General features: G+C 42.0%; 27 protein-coding genes. All 27 read left to right on the top strand.

The genetic code is table 11. The features are described from left to right. Nucleotides 1-14: 14 nt before the first annotated feature. The 27 genes from IGK63_RS11825 (at nucleotide 15) to IGK63_RS11695 (ending at nucleotide 26,923) form a co-directional block, all read left to right on the top strand. Complete coding sequence (locus IGK63_RS11825; RefSeq protein ID WP_429972509.1) at nucleotides 15-1,352, top strand: hypothetical protein; 1,338 nt, start codon at nucleotides 15-17, stop codon at nucleotides 1,350-1,352. Between the two features lie 662 nt (nucleotides 1,353-2,014). Then, on the top strand, nucleotides 2,015-5,890 hold the full coding sequence (locus tag IGK63_RS11820; protein ID WP_422705743.1) for a Cna B-type domain-containing protein: 3,876 nt from the start codon (nucleotides 2,015-2,017) through the stop codon (nucleotides 5,888-5,890). Between the two features lie 144 nt (nucleotides 5,891-6,034). Further along, nucleotides 6,035-6,991 (top strand): alpha/beta hydrolase, encoded by a 957-nt coding sequence (locus tag IGK63_RS11815; RefSeq protein ID WP_005234368.1) that lies wholly within the window; start codon nucleotides 6,035-6,037, stop codon nucleotides 6,989-6,991. A 17-nt stretch (nucleotides 6,992-7,008) separates the two neighbouring features. Continuing rightward, nucleotides 7,009-7,281 (top strand): GNAT family N-acetyltransferase, encoded by a 273-nt coding sequence (locus IGK63_RS11810; RefSeq protein ID WP_008380865.1) that lies wholly within the window; start codon nucleotides 7,009-7,011, stop codon nucleotides 7,279-7,281. Between the two features lie 156 nt (nucleotides 7,282-7,437). Then, nucleotides 7,438-7,674 carry a preprotein translocase subunit SecG gene (gene secG, locus IGK63_RS11805; RefSeq protein ID WP_005228700.1) on the top strand — a complete coding sequence of 79 codons (237 nt, stop codon included), beginning with the start codon at nucleotides 7,438-7,440 and terminating at the stop codon, nucleotides 7,672-7,674. Nucleotides 7,675-7,797: 123 nt separating this feature from the next. After that, nucleotides 7,798-8,550 carry an alpha/beta hydrolase gene (locus tag IGK63_RS11800; RefSeq protein ID WP_005234371.1) on the top strand — a complete coding sequence of 251 codons (753 nt, stop codon included), beginning with the start codon at nucleotides 7,798-7,800 and terminating at the stop codon, nucleotides 8,548-8,550. Nucleotides 8,551-8,553: 3 nt separating this feature from the next. Beyond that, the gene (rnr, locus tag IGK63_RS11795) at nucleotides 8,554-10,914 is read left to right on the top strand and encodes a ribonuclease R (RefSeq protein WP_016612588.1); all 2,361 of its coding nucleotides are present in this window, start codon (nucleotides 8,554-8,556) and stop codon (nucleotides 10,912-10,914) included. 15 nt (nucleotides 10,915-10,929) lie between these two features. Next, on the top strand, nucleotides 10,930-11,388 hold the full coding sequence (gene smpB, locus IGK63_RS11790) for an SsrA-binding protein SmpB (RefSeq protein ID WP_008380870.1): 459 nt from the start codon (nucleotides 10,930-10,932) through the stop codon (nucleotides 11,386-11,388). A gap of 292 nt (nucleotides 11,389-11,680) precedes the next feature. Continuing rightward, a complete protein-coding gene (atpB, locus tag IGK63_RS11785; RefSeq protein WP_008380872.1) occupies nucleotides 11,681-12,400 on the top strand; it encodes a F0F1 ATP synthase subunit A in 720 nt (239 codons plus the stop codon). A gap of 32 nt (nucleotides 12,401-12,432) precedes the next feature. Next, nucleotides 12,433-12,645 (top strand): ATP synthase F0 subunit C, encoded by a 213-nt coding sequence (atpE, locus tag IGK63_RS11780; protein WP_005228705.1) that lies wholly within the window; start codon nucleotides 12,433-12,435, stop codon nucleotides 12,643-12,645. 88 nt (nucleotides 12,646-12,733) lie between these two features. Next, nucleotides 12,734-13,258: a F0F1 ATP synthase subunit B gene (gene atpF, locus IGK63_RS11775; protein WP_016612589.1), complete on the top strand. Its 525-nt coding sequence runs from the start codon at nucleotides 12,734-12,736 to the stop codon at nucleotides 13,256-13,258. Beyond that, entirely contained in the window at nucleotides 13,245-13,787 is a 543-nt protein-coding gene (locus tag IGK63_RS11770) for a F0F1 ATP synthase subunit delta (protein WP_016612590.1), read from the top strand. The genes atpF and IGK63_RS11770 overlap by 14 nt, the downstream gene beginning before the upstream one ends. A gap of 23 nt (nucleotides 13,788-13,810) precedes the next feature. After that, nucleotides 13,811-15,367: a F0F1 ATP synthase subunit alpha gene (gene atpA / locus IGK63_RS11765; protein ID WP_429972508.1), complete on the top strand. Its 1,557-nt coding sequence runs from the start codon at nucleotides 13,811-13,813 to the stop codon at nucleotides 15,365-15,367. Between the two features lie 16 nt (nucleotides 15,368-15,383). Then, a complete protein-coding gene (locus IGK63_RS11760) occupies nucleotides 15,384-16,286 on the top strand; it encodes a F0F1 ATP synthase subunit gamma (RefSeq protein WP_005228710.1) in 903 nt (300 codons plus the stop codon). A 26-nt stretch (nucleotides 16,287-16,312) separates the two neighbouring features. Beyond that, nucleotides 16,313-17,719 carry a F0F1 ATP synthase subunit beta gene (gene atpD / locus IGK63_RS11755; RefSeq protein WP_005234377.1) on the top strand — a complete coding sequence of 469 codons (1,407 nt, stop codon included), beginning with the start codon at nucleotides 16,313-16,315 and terminating at the stop codon, nucleotides 17,717-17,719. Between the two features lie 31 nt (nucleotides 17,720-17,750). Continuing rightward, the gene (locus IGK63_RS11750; RefSeq protein ID WP_005228716.1) at nucleotides 17,751-18,173 is read left to right on the top strand and encodes a F0F1 ATP synthase subunit epsilon; all 423 of its coding nucleotides are present in this window, start codon (nucleotides 17,751-17,753) and stop codon (nucleotides 18,171-18,173) included. A gap of 158 nt (nucleotides 18,174-18,331) precedes the next feature. After that, nucleotides 18,332-18,565 carry a DUF1146 family protein gene (locus IGK63_RS11745; protein ID WP_034872034.1) on the top strand — a complete coding sequence of 78 codons (234 nt, stop codon included), beginning with the start codon at nucleotides 18,332-18,334 and terminating at the stop codon, nucleotides 18,563-18,565. Between the two features lie 90 nt (nucleotides 18,566-18,655). Next, a complete protein-coding gene (murA, locus tag IGK63_RS11740) occupies nucleotides 18,656-19,948 on the top strand; it encodes a UDP-N-acetylglucosamine 1-carboxyvinyltransferase (protein WP_016612592.1) in 1,293 nt (430 codons plus the stop codon). 20 nt (nucleotides 19,949-19,968) lie between these two features. Continuing rightward, nucleotides 19,969-20,145, top strand: a complete 177-nt coding sequence (locus IGK63_RS11735; protein WP_005228723.1) for a DNA-directed RNA polymerase subunit beta — start codon at nucleotides 19,969-19,971, stop codon at nucleotides 20,143-20,145. A gap of 92 nt (nucleotides 20,146-20,237) precedes the next feature. Continuing rightward, nucleotides 20,238-20,513, top strand: a complete 276-nt coding sequence (yidD, locus tag IGK63_RS11730) for a membrane protein insertion efficiency factor YidD (protein WP_008380886.1) — start codon at nucleotides 20,238-20,240, stop codon at nucleotides 20,511-20,513. 39 nt (nucleotides 20,514-20,552) lie between these two features. Then, entirely contained in the window at nucleotides 20,553-21,011 is a 459-nt protein-coding gene (locus IGK63_RS11725; protein ID WP_016612593.1) for a GNAT family N-acetyltransferase, read from the top strand. Nucleotides 21,012-21,137: 126 nt separating this feature from the next. Next, complete coding sequence (locus IGK63_RS11720; RefSeq protein WP_005234383.1) at nucleotides 21,138-22,019, top strand: ROK family protein; 882 nt, start codon at nucleotides 21,138-21,140, stop codon at nucleotides 22,017-22,019. Nucleotides 22,020-22,303: 284 nt separating this feature from the next. After that, entirely contained in the window at nucleotides 22,304-23,491 is a 1,188-nt protein-coding gene (locus IGK63_RS11715) for an ABC transporter substrate-binding protein (RefSeq protein ID WP_008380891.1), read from the top strand. A 108-nt stretch (nucleotides 23,492-23,599) separates the two neighbouring features. Next, nucleotides 23,600-24,478, top strand: coding sequence for a branched-chain amino acid ABC transporter permease (locus IGK63_RS11710; protein ID WP_008380893.1), 879 nt, complete (start codon nucleotides 23,600-23,602; stop codon nucleotides 24,476-24,478). 9 nt (nucleotides 24,479-24,487) lie between these two features. Further along, the gene (locus tag IGK63_RS11705) at nucleotides 24,488-25,465 is read left to right on the top strand and encodes a branched-chain amino acid ABC transporter permease (RefSeq protein WP_005228744.1); all 978 of its coding nucleotides are present in this window, start codon (nucleotides 24,488-24,490) and stop codon (nucleotides 25,463-25,465) included. Beyond that, the gene (locus IGK63_RS11700) at nucleotides 25,446-26,222 is read left to right on the top strand and encodes an ABC transporter ATP-binding protein (protein WP_008380898.1); all 777 of its coding nucleotides are present in this window, start codon (nucleotides 25,446-25,448) and stop codon (nucleotides 26,220-26,222) included. Before IGK63_RS11705 ends, IGK63_RS11700 begins: the two co-directional genes overlap by 20 nt. After that, on the top strand, nucleotides 26,222-26,923 hold the full coding sequence (locus IGK63_RS11695) for an ABC transporter ATP-binding protein (RefSeq protein WP_005234392.1): 702 nt from the start codon (nucleotides 26,222-26,224) through the stop codon (nucleotides 26,921-26,923). The genes IGK63_RS11700 and IGK63_RS11695 overlap by 1 nt, the downstream gene beginning before the upstream one ends.

Below are 26,923 nucleotides of genomic sequence, written 5' to 3'. Positions count from 1 at the left end.
TTAGGGGGATTAGTGTGAACAAAATCATTGCATTAGACATTGATGAATTTCGAGTAGGCGTTGTTGGCTACGGCTATCAAGATGTCAGAAGTTCTGTTTATTCAGAAGTCAAAAAAAATAATCTACAATATCTTTTAGGAAAGAATAATGAACCGATCTACCTAAAAAACAAAGTAGGGAAACGAATACTTCTCGGGGGCAGCGAGAAAGAAATCACTTGGGGGCTCGACAAGTTGTATAGTCGACGATCAGAAGCCTATCAAACATTTGGCAATCCGTTGGCAATCCTGGGAGACCAAAAATTTAAGACATATATCAAAACGATACTCTCTTATTTAGTAGCGAAAAGACCCTCACTTTTTACTGAAATTGCAGAGGATTACTTTAGCTGTTCATTATGCCTTGGCGTAGCAACAGAAAGTTTTGACCGGCTTGCTGACATTGAGAGACAACTGGCAGATGAATTCAAGACAGTTGTTGATGGCACTCACTATCAGATCCGCATCGAGCGAGTAAAGCTGATCCCGAAATCTCTGGGCGCAATTTTTGAAAGCAAACGAAATGATATTCATTTGATGTTAGGCGTGGAAGAAATTCTTGCTGGGTTGACCTATGTGATTGAAATCAATGATCATTCTCTCACTTGTGATAGCTACGAAAATGGGGAACTGATCAAAAGTTCAAAAGTCACAGACGGCTTGTTTGAATTGGCAGGCAACATGGTACAAGCTTATCAAGAAAATGAGGGGGATCATCCCGCACCTATCTTTGCGCTAGATCATGGCGTCGTTTACGATATGCTTGTCACAGCTAAGAAAAACAATCCATTTGTCGTGACGATCAATGGAGGTCAGACAATAGATTTAACTGAGATCGTTAAAAAAGAGACGACTGCTTTGACAGATCAATTGATTGATTATGTAAACAGTGATCAAGATATTCAATATGCTGATACAATTCTAATCAGAGATATTCCTTCAGAAACGATCAACGAAAACACAGTAAATCAGGCACTCAACAAGATGGGGTTATCTTGTAAAGTGTTTAACAATAAAAATGCTCTTGGCGTGTATCTCTTCGGAGAGTTGTTTTGGAAAAGTCAACTGAATGCTTCGATAGATCACTTTGAGGATAACAGTCCATTTCCAATGAAGCCAGACGGTTTAGAGTCGAAAGTGAATGCAGAACCGTTACCAGTCGAGAAGTCCCTCGAATCTTCAACTAACCAAATTGATTCTGAGCTACCAGAAGCTACCAAGCAAAAGAGTCATCATAGAAGCTTATCAGTAGAAGCAATCTTTGCGGAACAGTCGGAATTGCTTGATTTCTTGATCAGCAACGACAAAGAGTAGTCAATTTGGAGAAGGAAACGTGAATTTCGAGCGGATTGCAATAACCATTCCCTTTTTTTCCATGGTTAGTCTTTTGTACTAGATCAGAACATCGGACTTTGCAATAAAGTCTTGTCGTCAATAAGGATTGATATGTTGTACAAAAAACACACTTGGGACTGAAGAATCAATTATGATTCATCAGTCCCAAAAACGATAAAGACGTTTCTTTGTACAGTAAAAGTTAAGAGAACTTATAAATAAAGGGAAAATAACAGTAAGATTTTAAAGAATCTGCTAAAATTTTTGTAACCGAAAATGAAAATAATATGATTGTTTATGAAAATTTCATTTTCAGTTTACAATTATTTTTTTTTGACAAGTGAAATTTTAGCGAGTAGCCAATCACTCCTGATGTTTAAGAGTTTTTAAGGAAAGAACTTTTATCACAAACAAAAGATTCTTTCTGGATTTTGAGTATTTATCATGAAAAAAATATTCTGTTGTTTTTCAAACAAAAGAAATCCTATTTCATTTTCACAAATTCCCTTGAGAGAAGGACCCATTTTTTGGCTTTTGCTCTCATTTTTCTCACAGAATCAAAATTTGGGTCATTTTGCATTTTCTCTTTTTTCCGATTAGGATAATCACCTGAGTAAAATTTGTTGTTTGGAGGAAGAGAAATGCGTACTTATGTGAAAAAAATAGCTTACCCAATGTTCATGCTGTCCTTACTTATTTTATCCTATTTGGCGCCTTTATTATCAGTCATCACAGCCAATGCGGACACCGAGGAGAATCCCAAAACAATCCTATTTCAAAACGAAAAGGGCATAGCGCAAGTGACATCATTACCAGATCCTACCACAGGGGAGATCACTTGGACGATCCAAGTAGAAAAGAATCAACAAGCAGCAAATCAACTGGCATTCAGCTTGAGTGAAGGGGAACAAACGGTTCTGCCGAACTCGATTCAAAGCAGCGGCACGCCATTTACATATGATCCGCAAAGACAGCAGCTGATGGAAGAAACCGCTAGCAGTTCTTTTAGCCAAATGACGCTAACGTTTCAAACAAAAAGTCTTCAAACATTGACAATCAAATCCGCCTTTCTTCAAACAGATGAAAAAAATGGACAAGTGAAAGAAGACATCATCAACACAACAGATGTAGCAGTTGTTCTACCTGAAAATGAATCCACAGAAGCAACGAGTACAGAAGCCGTACTTTCTGATACTCAGGATCAAACAGAGGCTTCTGAAAAAAAGGTTGTATCAACAAGCAGCGAGTCACAACAACAAACGGCGTCAAATACTGCATCAAAAACCATAGAATCAACGCCTGATACCCAAGCAAGTGCGCCAGCAGCTTCACAACTTTCAAGTGGGGGCATTTTTAAAAATGATGTTCCTGAAGTTGATGACGCACTTCTAGGAGAAGCGCAATATTTTCATATTTTTGCTAACCATGCGACGCTAAATACACACACGAACGGAAATTTGGCCGTTGGTGAATTAAACGGAAATGTCAATTTTGGGACCAGTATTCAGGATGGTTCTTTGCCAACAGAAATCAATTATATTCAAAAGGTCAATTCCATCGCAAACTCTTCTTTTGTATCAGGAACTGATAGTAGAAAAAACAAAGTTGTTTTTGGCCCATCAGTCACAGTAGATTTAGCAGATCAAAATCAGCAACCTGCCGTTTTTGTAAATGGTCAGAGAATGGATCACTTGAAGACTTCCGAAGTTTTTCAAGATCAATCCGTGAGTGAGCCTTATATAGACTTTGAACAGGCATTTTCAACGTTACAGGCGACGTCAGAAAGACTGGGAGCTTATCCGCAGACACCCGGTGTAACCAAGGATTTCACCGATAATAATCAGCGGGTCATCAATACAGCCGATGCCGAAGATGAGACACAAGTGGTTGTTTTGACCTTGACAGACGAACAAGGAAATCCACTTGATGATGGTGTTTACGAACTTCAAAACAACAAGACGCATAAGGAAGTTGATGAAGAAGTCACAAATGATGATGGGCAGGTGATCGAAGCTGGTCTTCCAGAGGGAGAATATTCCTTTGTGGAAACGGAAGCGCCAGACGGCTATCTGATTGATAAAAAACCCATTTCTTTTTCAGAAGATACAATTGCGAAAGAAGATCAAAAGGTTGTTGTTTCTCTTTCAAAAACGGAATTAGAAAAAGATACGCCGATCACCATTAAAGGGCTAACAAGAGGAAATACGCCTGTAATCATCAATGTGGACACTGAGGGAGCCAGCACCGTTAATGTTAAGTCCCAAATCAAACTAGAATATACGGATGGTACGTCTCGTAATAGCCATGAAACAGAAGAGTTTGATGATGCTGTTATCTTATGGAATTTTGTTGGCCAATCAGAGGGCCAAACGATTTCGATTAATAGTCCATTCCAAGGAACCATCTTGGCTGTTGGTGATACAGTCGATGTCCATCAAAATGTTGACGGCAGTATCATTGCTGATACAGTGCTGGTCAACGCAGAAACCCATCGCTGGGATCTGCAAGCAAATGAAACAATCGTGCCGACTATTAAACTAGCTGCCATGAATCAATTACTTTCTTTTGATACAACGACAATCAGCGGGACCAAAACGTGGGATGATTATGACAACAAATTCAATACCCGTCCGACAAGCATTATGGTTCAATTATTGCAAAACGGTGAAGTATTCCAAACAAAAACGGTTACCCAAAGTAAAGAGGGGGACTGGCATTATGAATTTACTGATCTACCGAAAACTGACGAATCTGGTCAGACTTATGAATACACAATCCAAGAAACACCTGTTGAAGGGTATTCTACTAAAGTAAACGGTTATGACCTGGTCAACACGTACCGCAATATTGAAACGACAGACGTAGCTGGAACAAAGACATGGAAAGACTACGATAACAAATTCGAAACAAGACCAGAAAGCATCACTGTCAAGCTGATGCAAAATGATAAAGAAATCGACAAGCAAGTCGTAAAAGCAGATAACCAAGGCGACTGGACTTATCACTTTGAGAATCTGCCTAAGTATGATGAAAAAGGTCAAGCATACACGTACACGATCCAAGAAGAAAAAGTTTCAGGTTACACCACTGAAATCAATGGTTATGACCTAGTCAACACCTATCGCAATACTGAAACGACAGACGTAGCTGGAACAAAGACATGGGATGACTATGGCAACAAGTTCAATACCCGCCCTGAAAACATCACTGTCGACTTAATGCAAAACGGTAAAGAGATTGACAAACAAACCGTAAAAGCTGATAAAGAAAACAACTGGACCTATCACTTCGAGAATCTGCCTAAGTATGATGAAAAAGGTCAAGTGTACACGTACACGATCCAAGAAGAAAAAGTGCCAGGTTACACCACTGAAATCAATGGTTATGATCTAGTCAACACCTACCGCAATACTGAAACGACAGACGTAGCCGGAACAAAGACATGGAATGACTACGATAACAAATTCGAAACAAGACCAGAAAGCATCACTGTCAAGCTGATGCAAAATGATAAAGAAATCGACAAGCAAGTCGTAAAAGCAGATAACCAAGGCGACTGGACTTATCACTTCGAGAATCTGCCAAAGTATGATGAAAAAGGTCAAGCTTACACCTACACGATCCAAGAAGAAAAAGTTTCAGGTTACACCACTGAAATCAATGGTTATGACCTAGTCAACACCTATCGCAACACCGAAACAACGGTAGTATCGGGAACGAAGACGTGGAATGACTATGGCAACAAGTTCCACACCCGTCCAGAGAGTATCACTGTGAAGCTGATGCAAAATGATAAAAAAATTGACAAACAAACCGTAAAAGCAGATAACCAAGGGAACTGGACCTATCGCTTTGAAAATTTGCCTAAGTATGATGCCGAAGGAAAAGTGTACACGTACACGATCCAAGAAGAAAAAGTGCCAGGTTACACCACTAAAGTCAACGGCTATGATTTAGTAAACACGTACCATAACACCGATACAATAGACGTAGCTGGAACAAAGACATGGAAAGACTATGATAACAAGTTCAATACCCGCCCTGAAAGCATCACTGTCGAATTAATGCAAAACGGTAAAGAAATCGACAAGCAAACCGTAAAAGCAGATAAAGAAGGCAACTGGACCTATCGTTTTGAAGATCTGCCAAAATATGATGAGAAAGGTCAAGCGTACACCTATAGCATTCAAGAAGTGGCTGTCAAAGGATACAAGTCAGAAGTCCATGACTATGATTTGATCAATACTTATGTCGAACCAAAAACGCCTGAGACACCGAATGATCCTAGCGGTCCCAAAGTACCAACACCTTCTGACAAGTCTGATAAACCGAAAAAAATAGCCGGAAACGCCGAGCAAAAGCTGGATGACAAAAAGAACCAGACAGAGTCATCACAGACAGATAATGAAAAACGATTGCCAAAGACAAATGAGGAATCCTCTTATGAACTAAGTGTTCTTGGAAGTATTTTACTCACCATGATCGCCTTCCTATTCTATAAACAGAAACATATTTAACCAAACAAATCTTTGTACTGCTCCTTCGCTAGAAGTCAGTACAAAGATTTTTTCTTAAAAAAGTATAGGACTTATTTAAGACTTGCGACAAAACTTTGGCTGAAAACCGGTGTAAATGGTAAACTAAAATGAAGGGGGGATCCTATGGTTTGGCTATTGCTACTACTGCTAATTTTTATTTTTTTGGTGTACTATGTATATCGCACGTCTGTGATGAAAAAGGGCGTACGCTATTTTGTTTCGGCAATTATTATGCGTAACAATGAATGGTATGAAAAAGAAGGCAGAAAGAAACTGGGGATTCCATACAAAGAGCGGATCGCGAAAAGCAGTTCGGCTTTTTGGTCACAAGGTTCGGAATGTACGGTAACGACCACCGATGATCTGATCCTGAGAGCAGAAGTCTTTGATCAGTGTGCTAAAACGTGGGTGATCTGCTTGCATGGGTATCGCAGTGATGGGCAAGCAGACTGTCAAGATGCGGCCGAGAAATTCTGGGCTGCGGGTTACAATGTTTTAGTTCCTGATTTGCGTGGACATGGCCGTAGTGAAGGCAAAGAGATCGGCTTAGGGTGGCTAGATCGGATGGATCTGCTTTTGTGGATCGATAAGATTTTGGAAAAAGACCCACAAACCCAAATCTTCCTCTATGGTTTAGGGATGGGAGCGGCGACTTTGCTGCTGGCCAGTGGAGAAGTCATGCCGGTGCAAGTTGCGGGTTTGATCTCAGACAGCAGTTATACGTCCGTTTATAGTGCCATTCGGGCAAGTCTACCACAATTTTCTCGGTTACCCGTCAAGCGCTTTTTGCGATTAGCCAATCGTTACAGTAAACACTTAGTCGGCTACCCCTTCCTACAAATCTCAGTGACCCGACAAGTCGGCAGCAACCATTTACCTGTGCTGTTTTTACAAGGAGAAAAGGATACGTTTCTTTCTGAAAAAGAAATCAATACTTTAATGGAAGCAACGGCTGGTCCGAAACAAAAAGTCCTTTTTCCCAATATGGGACATTTACAGGCAGTTAAAGATGCCCCAGAATATTGGCCAACCGTTTTGCAATTTATTGAGAATATCAAACAAAAAACAGACATTGTCTGATAGAAAGGGCGAAAACAATGGAAATAAAAGAAGAAAACAAGCGTTTTGCTTTATATGATGGAGAAACAGAAATTGGTGAGATTACATGGCAAGAAACACAAGATGATGTACTTGAAGTTGATCACACCTTCGTCAACCCTGATTATCGTGGACAGCAATTGGCGCAAAAATTGCTCAAAGCAGTTGTTGAAAAAGCACGACGGGAAGAGAAAAAAATTATGCCTGTCTGCTCCTTTGCGGTCAAAGAGTTCAAAGAAAAACCAGAATATGATGACGTACTCGTTCGCTGATTTGAACGAAAGCGATCTATGAGAAAAAGGCTGTCAGAAAGGACAGTCTTTTTTTTAAACCGTCACGCAACGAGCAATGACAAAAAGGGAGTAGTAATTTCTAGCGAAAAATGCTAAAATAGAAAGGACGACTTTAGCAAGCAAGGAGGAGCTAACGTGTATAATATCTTATTAACTGCTGTAATTGTTATTTCGATTTTAATGGTCATTACGATCATGATGCAGCCTAGCAAGCAAAATAGTGCAGCTAGTGCCTTTACTGGCGGTGCGGATCAATTGTTTGGTAAGCAAAAAGCCCGTGGATTTGAAGCAGTGATGCAGCGCTCAACGGCCATTTTAGGTTTTGTTTGGATGGTCTTGCTCTTTATTTTGGCTTTTCTTTCATCAAACTAATCATTTTGCTAGCGAACCTCTCGTAAAGAGAGGTTTTTTTCTTTTTAAGGGGAAGATTTTGATCGCATTTGTCGAAGTATTCTTCTTAACTATGGTAGAATTGGACGTGAGGTGAAAGGAAACATGAAAACATTTAATCAACCAAAACCGGTTTTTGCTGAACACGGCAAGCGAGCAGTCATTTTGTTCCATGCCTATTCAGGTAGTCCTAACGATGTGCGTATGCTTTGTCGTTCGTTAGAACAAAAAGACTACACGGTTTATACGCCGATGTTTACTGGACATGGTACGCCCAATCCAGATGATATCTTAAATCAAGGGATGGCTGTTTGGCAGCAGGATGCTGCAGATGCAGTTACTTATGTAAGAGAAAAAGGCTATGAAGAAGTTGCCGTTCTTGGACTTTCGATGGGCGGGATTTTAGCGATGGATCGTTTGACACAAGATCCAACATTGATGGGGGGCGGACTGTTTTGTTCGCCACTATTTGAAACCAAGAATGAAGTGCCAGTCAATTTTGAAAAGTATGCTGAAATGGTCATACCCTATGCTGATTTAGACGAGGCGACCCAAAAAGAAATATTGGCAGAAGTCCCTCGTAAGGTCAGAGAGCAACTGCAAGGGATCGAAACAGTCGGACAAACCACAGCTGGGCATTTAGGGAAAATCGAGCGCCCAGTCTTTCTAGCACAAGCAGGAAAGGATCAAATGATCGATCCACAGACGGTTTTCAAAACAGCAGGGGCACTGTCCCATGTTCCCTATACGCTTCAATGGTATCCCGAAAGCGGTCATGTGGTGACCGTTGGACCAGAACGGAAAAAATTAGAGCAGGATGTGTTTGCTTTCTTAGAAACACTTGCTTGGAAAGAGTGAGTTATGACAGAAACGATTAAAACAAAAATCATTCAGTTTCTCGAAGAAAGCCGCAAAAAAAGTTTTTCAATGGAAGAAATTGCTGAAGGTCTAGGACTTCAAAAAAGTACAGACTTTAAGAATCTTGTTCAGACAGTAGCGGCGATGGAACGAGAAGGCAGCGTGATTTTTAACAAAAAAGGCAAAGTGAAATTACCCATGAAACGAGTGTTTGTGGAAGGAACCTTCCGTGCCAACGAGCGGGGCTTCGGCTTTGTCACGTTGGATGAAGAAGAAGACGATATTTATATCCCTAAAGAAGCAACAGGCTATGCCATGGACGGCGATACCGTTGCTGTGGACATCGTGCACGTTGCGGATCCTTTCTCAGATCGTGGTGCAGAGGGGAAAGTCGTTGAGATCAAACAACGGGCCATCAGTCAGTTGGTCGGCGAGTTTACATTATTTGATGAAAAAGAGATCGAAGAGTCGGATCTATATGGCGTTGTTCAGCCTAAAGATAAAAAACTAAGTGAGTTAAAGGTGTTTATTGGTGCTCAAGGGATTCGACCTGTAGATGGGAGCATTGTGATCGTTGAAATCAGCCATTACCCAGAAAAAGGTTATTCGAAAAGCTTAGAGGGGTTGATCACGAAAGTTGTAGGACATAAAAACGATCCTGGAATGGATATATTATCGATCGTCGTGGCGAACGGGATTCCAACAAAATTCGAGGAAGAAACCTTAGCAGCGGCAGATGCAGTACCAGATACGATCGATCCTGCCGACTTTCCGGAACGGCGGGATTTACGAGATCAACAGATTGTAACAATCGATGGAGCGGATGCCAAAGATTTGGATGATGCGGTGACCGTAAAAGCATTGCCTGACGGTAGCTTCTATTTGGGCGTGCATATCGCCGATGTTTCTTATTATGTGACCGAAAACAGCGCATTGGATAAAGAAGCGTTTGATCGGGGAACGAGTGTCTATCTTACGGATCGTGTGATTCCGATGATCCCACAGCGTTTATCAAACGGGATCTGTTCGTTGAATCCGAATGTCCCAAGGTTGACTATGAGCTGTGAAATGTGGATCAACCAAGAGGGGATCGTCACAGATTACAATATTTTCCAAAGTATTATTCAAACAAGTGCCCGTATGACGTATCAAGCAGTCAATCAAATCATTGAAGACAATGATCCAGAAACCACCAAAGAATATGCGGAATTAGTACCGATGTTCCATGATATGGCCGCCTTGCATCACGTGTTAGAAGCGATGCGCATCAAACGTGGGGCAGTTTCTTTTGAAGACCGAGAAGCAAAAGTCTTGGTCGATGGAGAAGGACACCCGCAAGAAATCGTTCTACGAGCACGGGGCGTCGGCGAACGATTGATCGAATCATTCATGTTGGCAGCCAATGAAACCGTGGCGCGTCATTTCAATCAGAAGCATTTACCATTTATTTACCGGATCCATGAGGAACCAAAAGAAGAGAAAATGCGCCGCTTCTTTGATTTTGCATCTGCTTTAGGGATCGTAGTCAAGCAGACCAATGGCTCGATCTCACCAAAACAATTGCAAAAAGTGGTTGAAGATGTCGCAGATAAGCCAGAGGCAATGGTTGTCAATACAATGCTGCTAAGAAGTATGCAGCAAGCGAAGTATTCAGAAGAAAACGTCGGCCACTATGGTTTGGCAGCGGAAGATTATACCCACTTTACATCACCGATCCGTCGTTACCCCGACTTGATCGTACACCGCTTGATTCGTTCTTACAGTGAAGATGTCTCTGAAGCCAACCAAAACAAATGGGCGGAAATCTTGCCTGACATCGCCATGCACAGCTCCCAGATGGAACGACGAGCAGTCGATGCAGAAAGAGAAGTCGATGCGCTTAAAAAAGCTGAGTATATGGCCGATAAAGTAGGAGAAGAGTTTGACGGTATCATCAGTTCCGTCGTTAAGTTTGGCTTGTTTATTGAACTGCCTAACACGATTGAAGGGTTGATCCATATCAATAATCTGAAGCAAGATTACTTCCATTATTTGGAAAACCATCTGGCACTTGTGGGTGAACGGACAGGCCTGACCTTTAAAATTGGTCAGAAAGTTCGCATCAAAGTCGTAAAGGCTGATCCAGAAACAAGAGAGATCGATTTCGAACTGGTAGCAGCAGAAGAAGTTGAAAAACTGCAAGCACCAAAAGCCAACAAACGTAACAACAATCAAAAAAATGAAGCGGACCGTCGCGGGAAAAAACAACGAAACCCTGAGAAAAACCAAGGGAAACGCTTTGAGCAATCAGGCAAAGGCAAGCCGAAAAAAGCTGGCAAAGTGAAAAAGAAAAAACCTTTTTACAAAGGAATCAAGAAAAAATAATTGGAGGGATGGCCCGTGCCTAAAGGAGAAGGGAAATTAATCGCCCAAAACAAAAAGGCCCGCCATGATTACACGATCCTCGATACGATCGAAGCGGGGATCGTCTTACAGGGAACAGAGATCAAAGCGATCCGTAACAGCCGGATCAATTTGAAAGACGGCTTTGTACGCATTCGTAACGGTGAGGCATTCTTAGTCAATGTGCATATCAGTCCTTACGAGCAAGGAAACATTTTTAATCACGATCCATTGCGGACGAGAAAACTGTTGCTACACAAAAAGCAGATCGCTCGTCTGATTGGCGAAACAAAAAATACCGGTATGACGATTGTGCCATTAAAGGTGTATATCAAGGATGGTTATGCCAAAGTTTTGATTGGTTTAGCGAAAGGAAAACGCGAATATGACAAGCGGGAATCCTTGAAACGCAAAGATCAAGAAAGACAAATTGACCGAGTTCTTAGAAATTTCTAATTTTCTAAGAACTTCTTTTAGAATCCGATAGAGGTTATTGCTTTGAAAATCACGCTAAATTTGGTAGCATTTAAGGGAAAGCTGTTGATATAACAGGCTTTTTCTTCCACATAGCGACACGAGGATTTTTCAATTAATTTAGGAATTTTGGCATTGTGAGTTTTTTGTCTAATTTTCTTGAAAATGCTTTGAAATTTTCCATTCGTGGTGGTATGATACCGATTGTTATGAGAGGAAACGCATTGTAACACCAGATTTTTTCTGGAGATGACAGGAAAAGAGGTGAGAAAGATTGGAAGATAAATCGCTTATGTTTCATATCGGTCCTATATGGTTTGATGGAACTGTAGCTATGATGACAATCATTTCTTGTATTATTGTTTTTTTGGTGGTCTTTATTTGTACACGTAACCTGCAAATGAAACCGAAAGGGAAGCAGAACTTCATTGAATGGGTCATTGACTTTGTTCGTGGCATCGTGGCGGACAATCTACCAGGATCTCAAGTGAACAACTTTCATTTGCTCGGTGTAACAATGTTTCTTTTTGTGTTTGTGGCAAATGAGATCGGCTTAGTCACAAAAATCGTGACGACAGATGACATTACCTTATGGAAAAGTCCGACAGCAGACCCGTTTGTTACATTGACACTTGCACTTATGGTTATTTCCTTGACACATTTCTTTGGGATCAAGTCGTTGGGCTTCAAAAATTACTTGATCAATTCGTATCTGAAACCGGTGGGCTTTTTATTGCCGCTAAAAATCATCGAAGAATTTACGAATGTCATCACGTTAGGCTTGCGTTTATATGGAAATATATTCGCTGGTGAAGTGTTATTAGGATTGATTGCCAACATGTTTATTAGTCTTGGTTGGTGGTCATTGCCGATCGTGATGCCGCTAGAAATGATCTGGATTGGCTTCTCGCTCTTTATTGGAGCGATCCAAGCTTATGTATTTGTTACATTGACCATGGTATTTATGAGCCACAAAATCGTGGCAGAACATTAATCGAATCGACATACAATTAGGAGGAAAAAAGAATGAACTTTATTGGAGCAGGATTAGCAATTATCGGAGCAGCAATTGGTGCAGGGTATGGTAACGGACAAGTAATCGCAAAAACAATCGAATCAATGGCACGCCAACCTGAAATGTCAGGTCAACTACGTTCAACAATGTTTATCGGGGTAGCGTTAGTCGAAGCTGTACCGATTCTAGGGGTAGTTATCGCGCTGTTATTAGTCTTCCGATAAGACGAGCACGAAAAGGCAGAAACGAACAATTGCACTCGTTTTTGCTTTTTTCTAATGAAACAATGACTTTCAGAAAGGAAGAATCGTTATGCTAAATCAGTTGGTTATGGCGGAAGTTCAAAATCCAATGCTTGGCAATATTATCGTTGTCAGCGGGTCAATTCTTCTTTTGCTATTCTTATTGAAACATTTTGCATGGGATGCCATCAGCAGCATGATGCAAAAACGGGAAGATAAAATCGCCAATGATTTGGATTCAGCGGAACAATCACGCTTGAATGCAGCAAAATTAGAAAAAGAACGCCAAGAAAAATTGGCACGTTCTCATTCTGAAGCTGCGGAGATCATCAAGAGCGCCAAAGATAGCGGGGAATTGAGTCGGCAAAATATTTTGAGCGAGACCAAAGAAGAAGTGGCTCGTTTGAAAGAAAAAGCAAACTCAGATATCACCCTTGAAAAAGAAACTGCGTTAAAAGAAGTGAAAGATGATGTTGCAGAACTTTCGCTTCAAATCGCAGAAAAAATCTTAGGCCGCGAATTGACTCCCGAAAATCATGAATCCCTAATCAATCAATATATCGAAGGATTGGGTTCAGTTAATGAAACTCGATAAATTTACAGTGGGAAAACGTTATGGAAAAGCGTTGTTCGAATTGGCGATGGAAGAACAGCGCTTGACAGAAGTTTACCAAGAATTATTGACCTTGCGTCAGATTTATCAGGAAATTCCAACATTCGGCCAAATCGTGACCGATAACCGTTTGGATCTTCATGAGAAAAGACAATTAGTCGATCAATTGCTGAAGGGCTTTGACGGTTTAGTCAGAAATTTCTTGGAGATCGTTTACGAATATGATCGCATGGATGATTTATTGCTGATCATTGATGAATACGAACGTCGTTACGATGAATATCAAGGTCTTGTTCTCGGAACGATCACAACGGCTGTTGCTTTGTCAGCAGAACAAAAAAGCAAAATTGAAAAGCAAATCGCCGATAAGCTTGGGTACAAGCAGGCACAATTGAAAGAAACGATCGATCCAACGATTTTAGGCGGTGTCATCGTTGAAGCAAATCATCAAGTGATCGACGGTAGTATTAAGAGCCAACTGGATTATCTGCGACAAAAAATCGGCAGATAAACAAGAGATAAGAGGTGAATCGGATGGCCATCAAAGCAGAAGAAATTAGTGCCTTGATCAAAGAGCAAATTAAAAATTATCAGAACGAACTTTCTGTAGAAGAAATCGGTACTGTCACATATGTTGGGGACGGGATCGCCCGCGCCCACGGTTTAGAAAATGCCATGAGTGGAGAACTGCTTGAGTTTTTAAACGGTTCTTATGGGATGGCACAAAACTTAGAGTCAAACGATGTCGGAATCATCATCCTAGGTGATTTTGAAACCATTCGTGAAGGGGACAAAGTAAAACGAACCGGTAAAATCATGGAAGTTCCTGTCGGCGATGCATTAATTGGCCGGGTAGTAAATCCATTAGGGCAACCAATCGATGGTTTAGGTCCGATCGAAACAGATAAATCACGCCCAGTCGAAGCAGCTGCACCAGGTGTTATGCAACGGAAATCCGTTTCGGAACCAATGCAAACAGGGTTGAAAGCTATTGATGCTTTAGTACCAATCGGTCGTGGCCAAAGGGAATTAGTCATCGGTGACCGGAAAACCGGAAAAACAACGATCGCTATTGATGCGATCATCAACCAAAAAGGGCAAGACATGATCTGTATTTATGTCGCAATTGGCCAAAAAGATTCAACTGTTCGTGCACAAGTGGAAACATTGCGGCGTTACGGGGCCCTTGATTACACGATCGTGGTTTCAGCAGGTGCTTCACAACCAGCACCACTGCTTTATATCGCACCTTATGCGGGGGCTGCGATGGGGGAAGAATTCATGTATAACGGCAAACATGTTTTGATCGTCTTTGATGACTTATCAAAACAAGCGGTCGCTTATCGTGAACTTTCTCTACTTCTACGTCGTCCGCCAGGTCGTGAAGCATACCCAGGGGATGTCTTCTACTTGCATTCTCGTTTATTGGAACGTGCAGCGAAATTAAGTGATGAACTAGGTGGTGGATCGATGACGGCATTGCCGTTTGTTGAAACACAAGCAGGGGATATTTCAGCCTATATCCCAACCAACGTGATTTCTATCACAGATGGACAAATTTTCTTAGAAAACGACCTTTTCTATTCTGGTGTTCGTCCTGCCGTAGCGGCTGGATTATCCGTTTCACGGGTTGGTGGTTCTGCGCAGATCAAAGCAATGAAAAAAGTTGCCGGTACCTTGCGTTTGGACTTGGCTAGCTATCGCGAACTAGAGGCCTTTACGCAGTTTGGGTCTGATCTAGATGCTGCAACACAAGCCAAATTAAACCGCGGTCGTCGAACCGTTGAAATCTTGAAGCAAAAACTGCATGAACCACTGGCAGTAGAAAAACAAGTCGTGATTCTTTATGCCTTGACGCATGGATTCATTGATAGTGTACCAGTCAATAAACTATTGGACTTTGAAGCAGAATTATTTGAATATATCGAAGCAAATGCAGCGACGATTTTTGAAACCATTCGGACAACGAAAGACTTGCCAGAAGAAAGCTTGTTAGATGACACCATTAAAGCATTCAAAGATATTTTCATGGCATCCAACGGTTCTCGGGTGACACCCCAAGATAAAATATCGACAATGCAAAACGCATAAAAAGAGGTGAGAGAAAATGGCTGCTTCATTAAATGAAATCAAGCAACGAATTGCCTCAACAAAAAAAACCAGCCAAATCACAAAGGCCATGCAAATGGTTTCAGCTGCAAAATTAACAAAATCTGAAGCTCATTCGAAACAGTTTCAAGTGTATGCCAACAAAGTACGTGAAATCGTTACGCATTTAACTGCGCAGCAGCTTTCCGATCTTGCAGGTTCTGGTCCTAAAGATGGTGTGAACTATAACAGTATGTTGGTTAGTCGTCCGGTCAAACGCACAGGCTACATCGTCATCACTTCTGATGGCGGTCTAGTGGGCGGCTACAATAGTTCCATCTTGAAGCAAATGATGACCATGCTGGATGAAGACCATGCAAAAGAAGAAGAGTATGTCATGATTGCCATTGGTGCAACTGGCGCTGACTTTTTCAAAGCACGGGGCATCAATTTGGCGTACGAGCTAAGAAACCTTTCGGATCAACCAAGCTTTGACGAGGTGCGTAAAATCGTAACATTGGCGACAACGATGTACCAAAACGAAGTCTTCGATGAATTATATGTGTGTTATAACCACCACATCAACTCATTGACTAGCCAATTTCGTGTGGAGAAAATGTTGCCGATTTCCGATCTAGATCCTGAAGAAGCCGAAAGTTATGAACAAGAATACTTGTTTGAACCTTCCAGAGAAGCAATTTTGAATCAATTACTGCCTCAATACGCTGAAAGCTTGATTTATGGTGCGATTGTTGACGCAAAAACAGCCGAGCATGCTGCCGGAATGACAGCGATGAAAACAGCAACAGATAATGCCAAAAATATTATTGGGGACTTGACGATCTCTTATAACCGAGCGCGCCAAGGAGCGATCACCCAAGAAATTACTGAAATTGTGGCGGGGGCATCCGCGTTAGAATAGTTTCAAGAACGAATGGAGGAATACGAATGAGTTCAGGCAAGATTGTTCAAGTCATTGGTCCCGTTGTTGACGTGGAATTCTCTCTAGACCAATCATTACCAGATATCAACAATGCGTTGATTGTTTACAAAAAAGATGAGCAGAAAACAAAAGTTGTGTTAGAAGCTGCCTTAGAACTTGGCGACGGCGTTATCCGTACGATTGCCATGGAATCAACAGATGGCTTACAACGAGGAATGGAAGTAATCGATACAGGCGCCTCCATTTCTGTTCCAGTTGGGACAGAAACCTTAGGACGGGTGTTTAATGTCTTAGGGGACACCATCGATTTAGAAGCACCGTTTCCTGAAGAAGCACCCCGCAGTGGGATCCACAAAAAAGCTCCTGACTTTGATGAATTGTCAACAAGTACCGAGATCCTTGAGACTGGGATCAAAGTTATCGACTTATTAGCCCCTTATTTAAAAGGGGGGAAAGTTGGTCTTTTCGGTGGTGCCGGTGTTGGTAAAACTGTCTTGATCCAAGAACTGATCCACAACATTGCCCAAGAGCATGGGGGGATCTCTGTCTTCACAGGTGTTGGTGAACGGACACGTGAAGGAAACGACCTTTATAATGAAATGAAAGAATCTGGCGTTATCGAAAAAACAGCCATGGTGTTTGGACAAATGAACGAACCACCAGGTGCCCGGATGCGGGTTGCCTTGACTGGGTTGACCTTAGCGGAGTACTTCCGCGATGTAGAAGGACAAGACGTGCTCTTGTTTATCGATAATATCTTCCGATTTACTCAAGCTGGTTCTGAAGTATCTGCCTTACTAGGTCGGATGCCTTCTGCCGTTGGATATCAACCGACACTAGCAACCGAAATGGGACAATTGCAAGAACGGATCACTTCAACAAAAAAAGGATCGGTTACTTCTATTCAAGCAATCTATGTTCCTGCCGATGACTACACGGACCCGGCACCAGCGACTGCTTTTGCCCATTTGGATGCAACAACCAACTTGGAACGTAAATTGACTGAACAAGGGATCTATCCAGCTGTTGATCCGCTAGCTTCTTCTTCTAGTGCGTTAGCACCTGAAATCGTTGGTGAAAAACACTATGAAGTAGCGACTGAAGTACAGCATGCGTTGCAACGTTATCGCGAACTACAAGACATCATCGCTATCTTAGGGATGGATGAGTTGTCTGATGAAGAAAAAACGTTAGTGGCTCGTGCGCGTCGGATCCAATTCTTCTTGTCGCAAAACTTCCACGTAGCGGAACAGTTTACTGGACAACCTGGTTCTTATGTACCAGTTGAAGAAACGATCAAAGGCTTTGCTGAGATTCTTGAAGGAAAATATGATGATCTTCCAGAAGAAGCCTTCCGTAGTGTAGGACGAATTGAAGACGTCATTGAAAAAGCGAAAAAAATTGGCTATTAATTAACCAGCCTTGAAGAAAGAGGGGAACCTCATGGATCAATTTTTAACAGTCAATGTGGTGACACCTGCTGGTTTGGTTTACGATCATCACGCGAAAATCGTGGTTGCACGTACGACAGATGGTGAGATCGGTATATTGCCGCATCATGCCCCAATCATCGTTCCTTTGACGATTGATGAAGTCCGGGTCAAACGTATCGATTCAGATACTCACGTCGACTGGGTCGCCGTTAATGGCGGTATCCTTGAAGTGCGGGACAATGTTGTCTCCATCGTAGCCGATAGTGCGGAACGTGATCGTGATATCGACGTTTCACGGGCAGAAAGAGCAAAACAACGTGCAGAACGTCAAATCGAAGAGGCCAAACAAGTCGAAGATATCGACCAGCTTCGTCGCGCAACGGTTGCTTTGCACCGCGCCATTAATCGAATCAACGTGTCAAAACATTCCTAAAAAAACAAGGGCATCTTGCCTTTGTTTTTTTTTATTCGAGAAAACGTTTTAAAAACTTTTTAAAGTCTTTTCATGAAGGTTTCAAGAAAGATTATTTTTTATCTTGACATCTTTGTGGTATGATAGGAATGTTCAATTATGAAAAAGGAGCAGGAAGTATGCAAGTGTATGGAATTGATGTAATCATTCGAATCGTGAGTCATTTAGCGTTCATCTATTTAGCATTTTGGGCATTGCAATCTGTGCGGATCGATGCTTTTTTTAAAGCCTTACGAACGACTCAGATACGAATGGTCATGGTGTTTCTTGCGATTGCATTAGGCTACACCGCCAGTACTTTTTTCCTTGAGTTGATTGCGTTATGTCGTAATTTATTTTTAACAGGTTTTTAAGAATTTCATTAATATATGCAAAAACACCGAATATTATGCTATAATTGGCAAGATTTGTGTGAGTCACTGCATTATTTGGAGGGAACATAAATGGAAGAGATGATCGTTCAAGGTGGTAATCGATTAACTGGAACAGTGAAGATCGAAGGGGCAAAAAATGCTGTTCTACCTATCTTAGCGGCAAGCTTATTAGCGGAAGAAGGAACAACGACATTAACAAATGTACCGATCCTTTCCGATGTATTAACAATGAAAGAAGTGATTCGGCATTTAAATGTCGCAATCGATTTTGAAGAAGAAAACAATACGATGACGATCGATGCATCACAAGAGTTAGCGATCGAAGCACCTTATGAGTATGTAAGCCAAATGCGCGCTTCAATCGTAGTCATGGGGCCTTTGTTAGCCCGTAATGGTCATGCCAAAGTGGCAATGCCTGGCGGCTGTGCAATCGGCAAACGACCAATTGATTTGCATTTGAAGGGATTTCAAGCACTAGGCGCTCAAATCATCCAAAAAGATGGATACATAGAAGCGATCGCCAATGAGTTAAAAGGCAATAGCATTTACTTGGATTTCCCAAGTGTCGGCGCAACGCAAAATATCATGATGGCTGCGGTAAAAGCTAAAGGTATCACCATCATTGAAAACGTCGCTCGTGAACCTGAAATCGTCGATTTAGCAAACATTTTAAACAAAATGGGTGCCAAAGTCTTTGGTGCAGGAACCGAAACGATGCGTATCGAAGGGGTCGATCACCTTCATGCGGTGGAACATTCGATCGTCCAAGACCGTATCGAAGCAGGAACCTTTATGGTTGCAGCAGCGATGACCCAAGGAGACGTCATTATTAAAGATGCGATCTCAGAACACAATCGTCCATTGATCTCAAAATTGATCGAAATGGGCGCAGAAGTGACTGAAGTAGCTGAAGGGATTCGTGTCGTTGGACCTGAACAATTGAAGGCAACAGATGTGAAAACAATGCCTCATCCAGGTTTTCCTACGGACATGCAAGCGCAAATGTCTGCTATTCAACTTTTAGCAGCTGGAACGAGTGTTGTGAACGAAACTGTATTTGAGAACCGTTTCCAACATTTAGAAGAAATGCGTCGGATGAATGCTCATGTCAAAATAGACGGCAACGTAGCAGTGATCGAAGGCGGCCATGAATTGCAAGGTGCGCTGGTCTATGCAACGGATTTACGTGCAGCAGCAGCGTTAATTTTATTAGGTCTACGTTCAACTGGTCGGACACGTGTCCGCAATCTAAAATATTTGGATCGTGGCTATTACAAATTCCATGAAAAATTGCAGCAATTAGGTGCTTCTGTGGAACGAGTTTCTGAAGCAGTTGAAGAAACCGTACCAGTAAACGCATAGTAGGAGTAGGAGAGAATAAAGTGAAGTTGAACCGTTACATTCTAACTAGCTTGATAAAAATTCTAATCGTCATATTATTAGCTATTTTATTGTTCTTAGCCGGAACGATGATTGGCTATGGGGTGATTGGCGACGGTAGTCCTTTTAAAGTCTTCTCTCCAAGTCTTTGGAATCATATCTTTGAGTTTATGAAGTAACCCCAAACTAGGACTTATGCCTCGTGCTGAGTCCTAGTTTTTTCTATCTATCTTCACTGAATCGTGATCATAAAAAGAAAGGTTGGCAAGAAATGAGTAAACTTTTGATTGGCTTTGTTCGTTTCTATCAACGTTTTATTTCCCCATTATTTCCTCCTAGCTGTCGTTATTATCCGACTTGCTCAGGATACATGATCCAAGCGATCCAAGTCCATGGCGCAGCCAAAGGAGGTTTGATGGGGGTAGCTCGTATCTTACGCTGCCATCCCTTTGTAAAAGGCGGTATAGATTACGTACCCCAGACGTTTACTTTAAAACGAAATACGCAAGACAAAGTCAAACCAACGTACCGTTATCGGAAAAGTTAAAAGGAATCAACAAAAATGTAAAAAAGGAGCCAAAAAGCCATGATTCGTCCAATCGACTCTAATGAAGCGTATCCTTGGGCGTTGCTGCTGGATGCAGATCCTGAAAAAGCAGTCGTAGAAAGCTATCTATATAATAGCCAAACACTTGTTTATGAAGAAGCTGGAGAAATGATTGGTGTGCTAGTTTATCAAAATCAAGGCAACAATTGGGAGATTATGAATGTGGCCGTTTCTCCAGAAAAGCAAGGAATGGGCATTGGTCGTCAATTGCTGCAAGCTGCCGAAGAAGCAATCCTCAGTCAACACCTTGGGGCAAAACGGCCGATTGTAGTGATCAAAACTGGTAGTCTGCCCTCTGCAGCCCTGACTTTGTACCAAACGCAAGGCTATGTTGAAAAAGACCGGATGGATAATTATTTCACCACTCACTATGCTGAACCGATTTTCGAAAATGGGCAGCAGTTGATCGATCAAGTTATTTTGGAAAAGCAGCTCTAATCCCATAGAGACAGTCTATGGCGATTTTAGGCTGTTTTTTTTATTGTTCTCGGAAATCGCTTTCTTCAAGCAGGGACTTACGGTAAAATAGATAGTATCAGAATAATAAAGGATTGAGGGAAAAAAATGGCGATTTTAGTCTTTGATATGGGTGGTTCAGCAGTAAAATATGGCGTCTGGGCACAGGATTCTTTGGTGAGTAAAGGCAAATTTACTACACCAAGCACGTGGCAAGAAATGAAAGCCCAGTTGCAGCAAGTAAGAGCAAGCGTAAACGAAGAGATCGAAGGGGTCGGGATCAGTGCTCCAGGTGCAGTCAATGCCCAAGAACGTCGAATCGACGGTATCAGTGCGATTCCTTATATCCATGGGTTTGACATCTACTCTGAACTCGAAGGAGTGTTTGGGGTACCAGTAACCATCGAAAATGATGCCAATTGCGCTGGGATGGCTGAATTCTATCAAGGAGCGGGCAAAGAGTATCAGCAAGCAGCTTTCGTTGTGATCGGAACAGGCGTTGGCGGTACCCTGTTTCAAAATGGTGAGCTAGTCCGTGGGGCACATTTATACGGCGGTGAATTTGGGTTGATGATTTTGGATCAAGGCAAAACATTTTCGCAACTAGGGACAGCGGTTCAGATGGCTTGGCGTTATTGTGATCGAATTGGTGTAGATCGAACCACAATTACCGGCGAAGAGGTCTTTCAACGTGCAGAAGATGGGGATGCCATTGCGATCGAGGAAGTCAATAAATTTTACCGCTATTTAGCGCAAGGACTATTCAGTATTCAATTTGCTTTTGATCCTGAAGTGATCATTATCGGTGGCGGTGTCAGTGCCAAAAATGGCTTGTTAGAAGAAGTGAATCAACGGTTGAAAAAAATGTTGGCAGATCAAGCTTTAAATGATTTTGTCCCACTGATCAAGCTATGTGACTATCGCAACGATGCCAATCTAGTTGGGGCGGCAGCCAATTTTCAAGCATTGTATCCACGAAATAGCCGCTAACATCTTGATGTAATGTTTTCAAACGTCCTTTTGACAAAAAATGAAGCAATTCGAAACGATCAAAAAGTAAGCAAAGGAAAAAAAACTTTGCTTGCTTTTCTTTTTGTTCAAAAAAATGAAAAGCGATTCCATTATTGATGGAACAGTGTTTTAAAAACACTATTTTTTCCTAGTAAAAAAAATAAATTCTGAATAGGTGAAATATTCTGATAATTCGTTGACATTTTCCAGATTTTTCAGTATATTGGATAACATATTCAGGGGAAGTGAAGGAGAGGAAAATTATGAAAAAGAAATTTGCGTTTTTGTTTGCGAGTTTGTTTTTGTTGACAGCATGTAGCGCTGGACCAACAGGTGGATCAACGGATGGCAGCGGGGCTGCTGAAGGTGGCAATAAACAAGAGGGAGATACCATCAAGATCGGAACCAACTTAGAGTTGTCAGGAGCCGTAGCTGCTTATGGGACGGCTGAAAAAGAAGGAATCGACTTAGCAGTAGAAGAAATCAATGCTGCCGGCGGTATTCTTGGAAAACAAATTGAAATTATTTCGAAAGATAACAAATCAGATAACAATGAAGCTGCAACGGTAGCAGCCAACTTAGCTACAAATGATAAAGTTGTAGCCATCATTGGTCCAGCAACTTCTGGTGCTACGAAAGCGGCTTTGCCTAACGTGACCAGAGCACAAGTACCAATGGTTACACCTTCAGGTACTGACGATGCGATTACTTATACTAGTGGGAAAGTGCAAGAATTTGCCTTCCGTTCTTGTTTCCAAGATAGCTTCCAAGGAACGATCTTAGCGAAATATGCGGCTGAAAATTTGGATGCATCAAAAGCCGTGATCTTGGGAGACAACTCAAGTGATTACGCAATTGGATTGACGGAAGCATTTAAAGAAAGTTACCCAGGCGAAATTGTCTTAGAAGATAACTTTACTGAAGGCGACAAAGATTTCCAAGCAGTTCTTACAAGAATCAAAGATGTCGACTTCGATGTCTTGTTCATTCCAGGCTACTACACAGAAGCTGGTTTGATCATCAAGCAAGCGCGAGAATTAGGAATTGATCAAGCAATCATTGGTGCCGATGGATTCGGTGATGAAAAAATGGTTCAAACAGCTGGTGCAGAAAATGTCAGCAATGTTTACTATACCGGTCACTTCTCTACCAAAGCACCAGCAAACGACAAAGTTGAGCCCTTTGTGGCAGCGTTCAATGAAAAGTATGGCAAAGAACCTTCTGCTTTTAATGCGTTAGCCTATGATGCAGTTTACATGATCAAACAAGCAATCGAAGATCAAAACTCAGCAGATTCATTGGCAATTGCAGCTGGTTTGTCTGAACTGAAAGACTTTGTCGGCGTGACAGGTGAAATCACAATGGATGAAAATCATAACCCTGAGAAATCAGCAGTTGTTTTAGGATTGACTGACGGGAAGGAAACCTCAGCAGACACTGTGGAACCTTAAAAACCTGTAGTTGTTTGGCAGTGAAAACTGGGACAGACCTGATGTGTTTGTCTCAGTTTCTTTTCTCTAATGAGAAGAACCATAATAAATGATATTGGAAGTGAGTATATGGAAATGATGATCCAACAATTGATCAACGGCTTGTTTCTAGGCAGTATCTACGCCTTGTTAGCGTTGGGTTATACGATGGTGTATGGCATCATCAAGCTGATCAACTTCGCCCACGGAGAAGTTTATATGATTGGTAGTTTTATCGGTTACTTTTTGATCAATCAATGGCAATTGGGCTTTTTCCCAGCGTTATTCATTTCGATGATCGCCAGTGCAGCACTTGGGGTAACGATTGAATTTTTAGCCTATCGTCCTTTGAGAAATTCCACGCGAATTTCGGCATTGATTACGGCAATCGGGGTTTCTTATTTTTTGCAAAATGTCATGATTTTTTTCTTTTCTGCCAATGTGCGCCCGTTTCCGCAAGCAATCGAACGAAAAACCTATTCCATCGGGTTTGTTCAAGTAAGTAATGTCCAGTTATTGATTTTGGCTGTTTCGGTTACCTTAATGATTCTCTTGCAATTGATCGTGAAAAAGACCCGTATGGGAAAAGCGATGCGTGCAGTAAGTGTTGATGCAGATGCAGCGCGTTTGATGGGGATCAATGTTAATCGAACGATTTCCTTTACCTTTGCCTTAGGCTCGGCTTTAGCTGCAGCTGGCGGGATGCTGATCGGTTTGTATTATAATTCCATTGATCCATCAATGGGGGTCGTTCCTGGTCTGAAGTCTTTTGTTGCGGCGGTTCTCGGCGGGATCGGGATCATTCCTGGTGCAGCTTTAGGCGGCTTTGTGATCGGTTTAGTGGAGACAGCAGCGACAGCGCTTGGTTTTTCTGATTACAAGGATGCTTTAGTGTATGTCATTTTAATAATTATATTGTTGGTTCGTCCAGCTGGGATCCTCGGCAAAAATATCAAAGAGAAAGTGTAGGTGGCAGAAATGAAAAAGAATTTACGTTACAACTTAATCTGGCTCGCTCTGGCAGCTATTCTTTATTTTGGATTATTTGCAGCCTACAATGGCGGAATGATTAATTTGTTCTCTGATGCGATCATCGTCAATATCGGAATCAATATCATCTTGGCAGTCAGTTTGAATCTAATCATCGGCTTTTCAGGGCAATTCTCCTTAGGACATGCTGGGTTTATGGCAATCGGTGCTTATGCTGGCGCGATCCTGTCGGCAAGCAATCCAACCTTTGGCGGCTTTTTAACTGGTTTACTGGTGGGGATGCTGGTTTCAGGTGCAGTCGCATTAGTGGTTGGGATTCCGACCCTCCGTTTAAAAGGCGACTATCTAGCGATCGCTACCCTAGGTGTGGCAGAGATCATTCGGATCTTGTTGGTGAACCTACGAGGCTTGACCAATGGTCCTGCTGGAATTTTCGGATTGCCCCAATTCAGTAATTGGCAGATCGTCTTTCTCTTTGCCGTTCTATCGATTCTTGTCGTTTCAAACTTTATCCATAGCGGACCAGGCAGAGCGACTTTAGCGATTCGGGAAGATGAGATCGCTGCAGAATCGATGGGGGTCAACACAACGAAATACAAGGTAATTGCGTTTGTGATGGGGGCAGTGATGGCAAGCATTGCTGGTACCCTTTATGCCAGCTATCAGCAGTCGGTTTTCCCACGAGATTACGGTTTTATGAAATCGATCGATGTGTTGATCATCGTCGTTTTTGGAGGGCTTGGGAGTACCACAGGAGCGGTTGTTTCGGCAGTAGTGCTAGGAATCTTAAACATGTACTTGCAAGGCTTCTCTGATTTGCGCATGATCATTTATGCATTGGCTTTGATCATCATCATGATCTTTAAACCAAGCGGACTTTTAGGGACCTGGGAATTCTCCGTAAAAGGACTGTTGGACAAATTTAGAAAAAAGGGGGATGACAACGATGCCTCTATTAGAAGTTAAAAGCTTAACGAAAAACTTCGGTGGTTTAGCTGCTGTTTCTCATGTAGACCTCCATCTAGATACCAATGAGCTGGTCGGGTTGATTGGACCAAACGGTGCCGGCAAGACAACGCTCTTTAACCTCCTGACAGGTGTTTATGAGCCTAGTGAAGGCGAAGTGCTTTTTGAGACCCAAGGTAAGCCAAAACGTTTAAATGGCGTGAAGCCTTATAAAATCGCGGATTTAGGCCTTTCAAGAACCTTCCAAAATATTCGCTTGTTTAAAAACTTGACCGTAATGGATAACGTCTTGATCGCTATGAACAGTAAGCATAAAGAAGGACTACTGACGAGCATCTTGCGTTTGCCAAAGTATTACAAAAACGAAGAATCCATGAAGAAAAAAGCCTTAGAGCTGTTACGGATCTTTGATATGGATGGCAAAAGCCAAACGTTAGCGAAAAATTTGCCTTATGGCGAGCAACGCCGTTTAGAGATCGTACGCGCATTGGCTACAGAGCCAAAAATTTTGTTTCTTGACGAGCCGGCAGCGGGGATGAATCCTCAGGAAACAACAGAACTGACAAAGCTGATCTATAAGATCCAAAAAGATTTTCAATTGACGATCCTCTTGATCGAGCATGATATGAGTTTGGTCATGGAAGTGTGCGAACGGATCTATGTACTGGAATACGGGCAAGTCATCGCCCACGGTGAACCAGAAGAGATCAAAAACAATCCACGGGTAATCGAAGCCTATCTAGGAGGGGAAATCTGATGCTGGAAATTCAAAATTTAAGTGTTCACTACGGCATGATCCAAGCAGTTCATGATGTTTCCTTCCACGTCAATCAAGGAGAGATCGTTTCGCTGATTGGTGCCAATGGTGCCGGAAAAACCACGATTTTACGGACGATTTCTGGATTGATCCGTCCTTCAAAAGGCTCCGTCACTTTTGAAGGAAAGCAAATTGAGAAAGAAGCACCGCAAAAAATCGTCGCAAACGGCTTGTCGCAGGTGCCAGAAGGGCGGCACGTCTTTTCCGGTTTGACGGTTCAAGAAAACTTAGAGATGGGCGCCTTCTTGCGTAAAGACAGTGGTGTCAAAGAAGACTATGAACAAGTTTATCGCAAGTTTCCTGTATTGAAAGAACGCCTCTCGCAAGATGCGTCGACATTATCTGGCGGTGAGCAGCAGATGTTGGCAATGGGGCGGGCATTGATGTCAAAACCGCGCTTGCTTTTGCTGGATGAGCCATCGATGGGCTTGGCGCCAATTTTTATCAAAGAAATTTTTTCCATCATTCAAGAAATCAAGCAGCAAGGAACGACTGTGCTGCTGATCGAACAAAATGCGAAAATGGCTTTATCGATTGCCGATCGCGGCTATGTATTAGAAACCGGGAAAATCGTTTTAGAAGGTACCGGAGAAGAATTACTAGCAAGCGATGAAGTTAGAAAAGCGTATCTAGGAGGTTAA

The organism is Enterococcus sp. AZ040 (assembly GCF_050499185.1).
GTDB classification, from domain to species: domain Bacteria; phylum Bacillota; class Bacilli; order Lactobacillales; family Enterococcaceae; genus Enterococcus_D; species Enterococcus_D entomosocium.
This window is presented reverse-complemented; position numbering and strand designations above follow the sequence as displayed.

What these genes read in the sequence shown, in the direction of transcription:
- IGK63_RS11820 (WP_422705743.1), top strand. Translation starts at nt 2,015, where the DNA reads ATGCGTACTTATGTGAAAAAAATAGCTTACCCAATGTTCATGCTGTCC.
- IGK63_RS11815 (WP_005234368.1), top strand. Translation starts at nt 6,035, where the DNA reads ATGGTTTGGCTATTGCTACTACTGCTAATTTTTATTTTTTTGGTGTAC.
- IGK63_RS11810 (WP_008380865.1), top strand. Translation starts at nt 7,009, where the DNA reads ATGGAAATAAAAGAAGAAAACAAGCGTTTTGCTTTATATGATGGAGAA.
- IGK63_RS11800 (WP_005234371.1), top strand. Translation starts at nt 7,798, where the DNA reads ATGAAAACATTTAATCAACCAAAACCGGTTTTTGCTGAACACGGCAAG.
- rnr (WP_016612588.1), top strand. Translation starts at nt 8,554, where the DNA reads ATGACAGAAACGATTAAAACAAAAATCATTCAGTTTCTCGAAGAAAGC.
- atpE (WP_005228705.1), top strand. Translation starts at nt 12,433, where the DNA reads ATGAACTTTATTGGAGCAGGATTAGCAATTATCGGAGCAGCAATTGGT.
- atpF (WP_016612589.1), top strand. Translation starts at nt 12,734, where the DNA reads ATGCTAAATCAGTTGGTTATGGCGGAAGTTCAAAATCCAATGCTTGGC.
- IGK63_RS11770 (WP_016612590.1), top strand. Translation starts at nt 13,245, where the DNA reads ATGAAACTCGATAAATTTACAGTGGGAAAACGTTATGGAAAAGCGTTG.
- atpA (WP_429972508.1), top strand. Translation starts at nt 13,811, where the DNA reads ATGGCCATCAAAGCAGAAGAAATTAGTGCCTTGATCAAAGAGCAAATT.
- IGK63_RS11760 (WP_005228710.1), top strand. Translation starts at nt 15,384, where the DNA reads ATGGCTGCTTCATTAAATGAAATCAAGCAACGAATTGCCTCAACAAAA.
- atpD (WP_005234377.1), top strand. Translation starts at nt 16,313, where the DNA reads ATGAGTTCAGGCAAGATTGTTCAAGTCATTGGTCCCGTTGTTGACGTG.
- IGK63_RS11750 (WP_005228716.1), top strand. Translation starts at nt 17,751, where the DNA reads ATGGATCAATTTTTAACAGTCAATGTGGTGACACCTGCTGGTTTGGTT.
- IGK63_RS11745 (WP_034872034.1), top strand. Translation starts at nt 18,332, where the DNA reads ATGCAAGTGTATGGAATTGATGTAATCATTCGAATCGTGAGTCATTTA.
- murA (WP_016612592.1), top strand. Translation starts at nt 18,656, where the DNA reads ATGGAAGAGATGATCGTTCAAGGTGGTAATCGATTAACTGGAACAGTG.
- yidD (WP_008380886.1), top strand. Translation starts at nt 20,238, where the DNA reads ATGAGTAAACTTTTGATTGGCTTTGTTCGTTTCTATCAACGTTTTATT.
- IGK63_RS11725 (WP_016612593.1), top strand. Translation starts at nt 20,553, where the DNA reads ATGATTCGTCCAATCGACTCTAATGAAGCGTATCCTTGGGCGTTGCTG.
- IGK63_RS11720 (WP_005234383.1), top strand. Translation starts at nt 21,138, where the DNA reads ATGGCGATTTTAGTCTTTGATATGGGTGGTTCAGCAGTAAAATATGGC.
- IGK63_RS11715 (WP_008380891.1), top strand. Translation starts at nt 22,304, where the DNA reads ATGAAAAAGAAATTTGCGTTTTTGTTTGCGAGTTTGTTTTTGTTGACA.
- IGK63_RS11710 (WP_008380893.1), top strand. Translation starts at nt 23,600, where the DNA reads ATGGAAATGATGATCCAACAATTGATCAACGGCTTGTTTCTAGGCAGT.
- IGK63_RS11705 (WP_005228744.1), top strand. Translation starts at nt 24,488, where the DNA reads ATGAAAAAGAATTTACGTTACAACTTAATCTGGCTCGCTCTGGCAGCT.
- IGK63_RS11700 (WP_008380898.1), top strand. Translation starts at nt 25,446, where the DNA reads ATGCCTCTATTAGAAGTTAAAAGCTTAACGAAAAACTTCGGTGGTTTA.
- IGK63_RS11695 (WP_005234392.1), top strand. Translation starts at nt 26,222, where the DNA reads ATGCTGGAAATTCAAAATTTAAGTGTTCACTACGGCATGATCCAAGCA.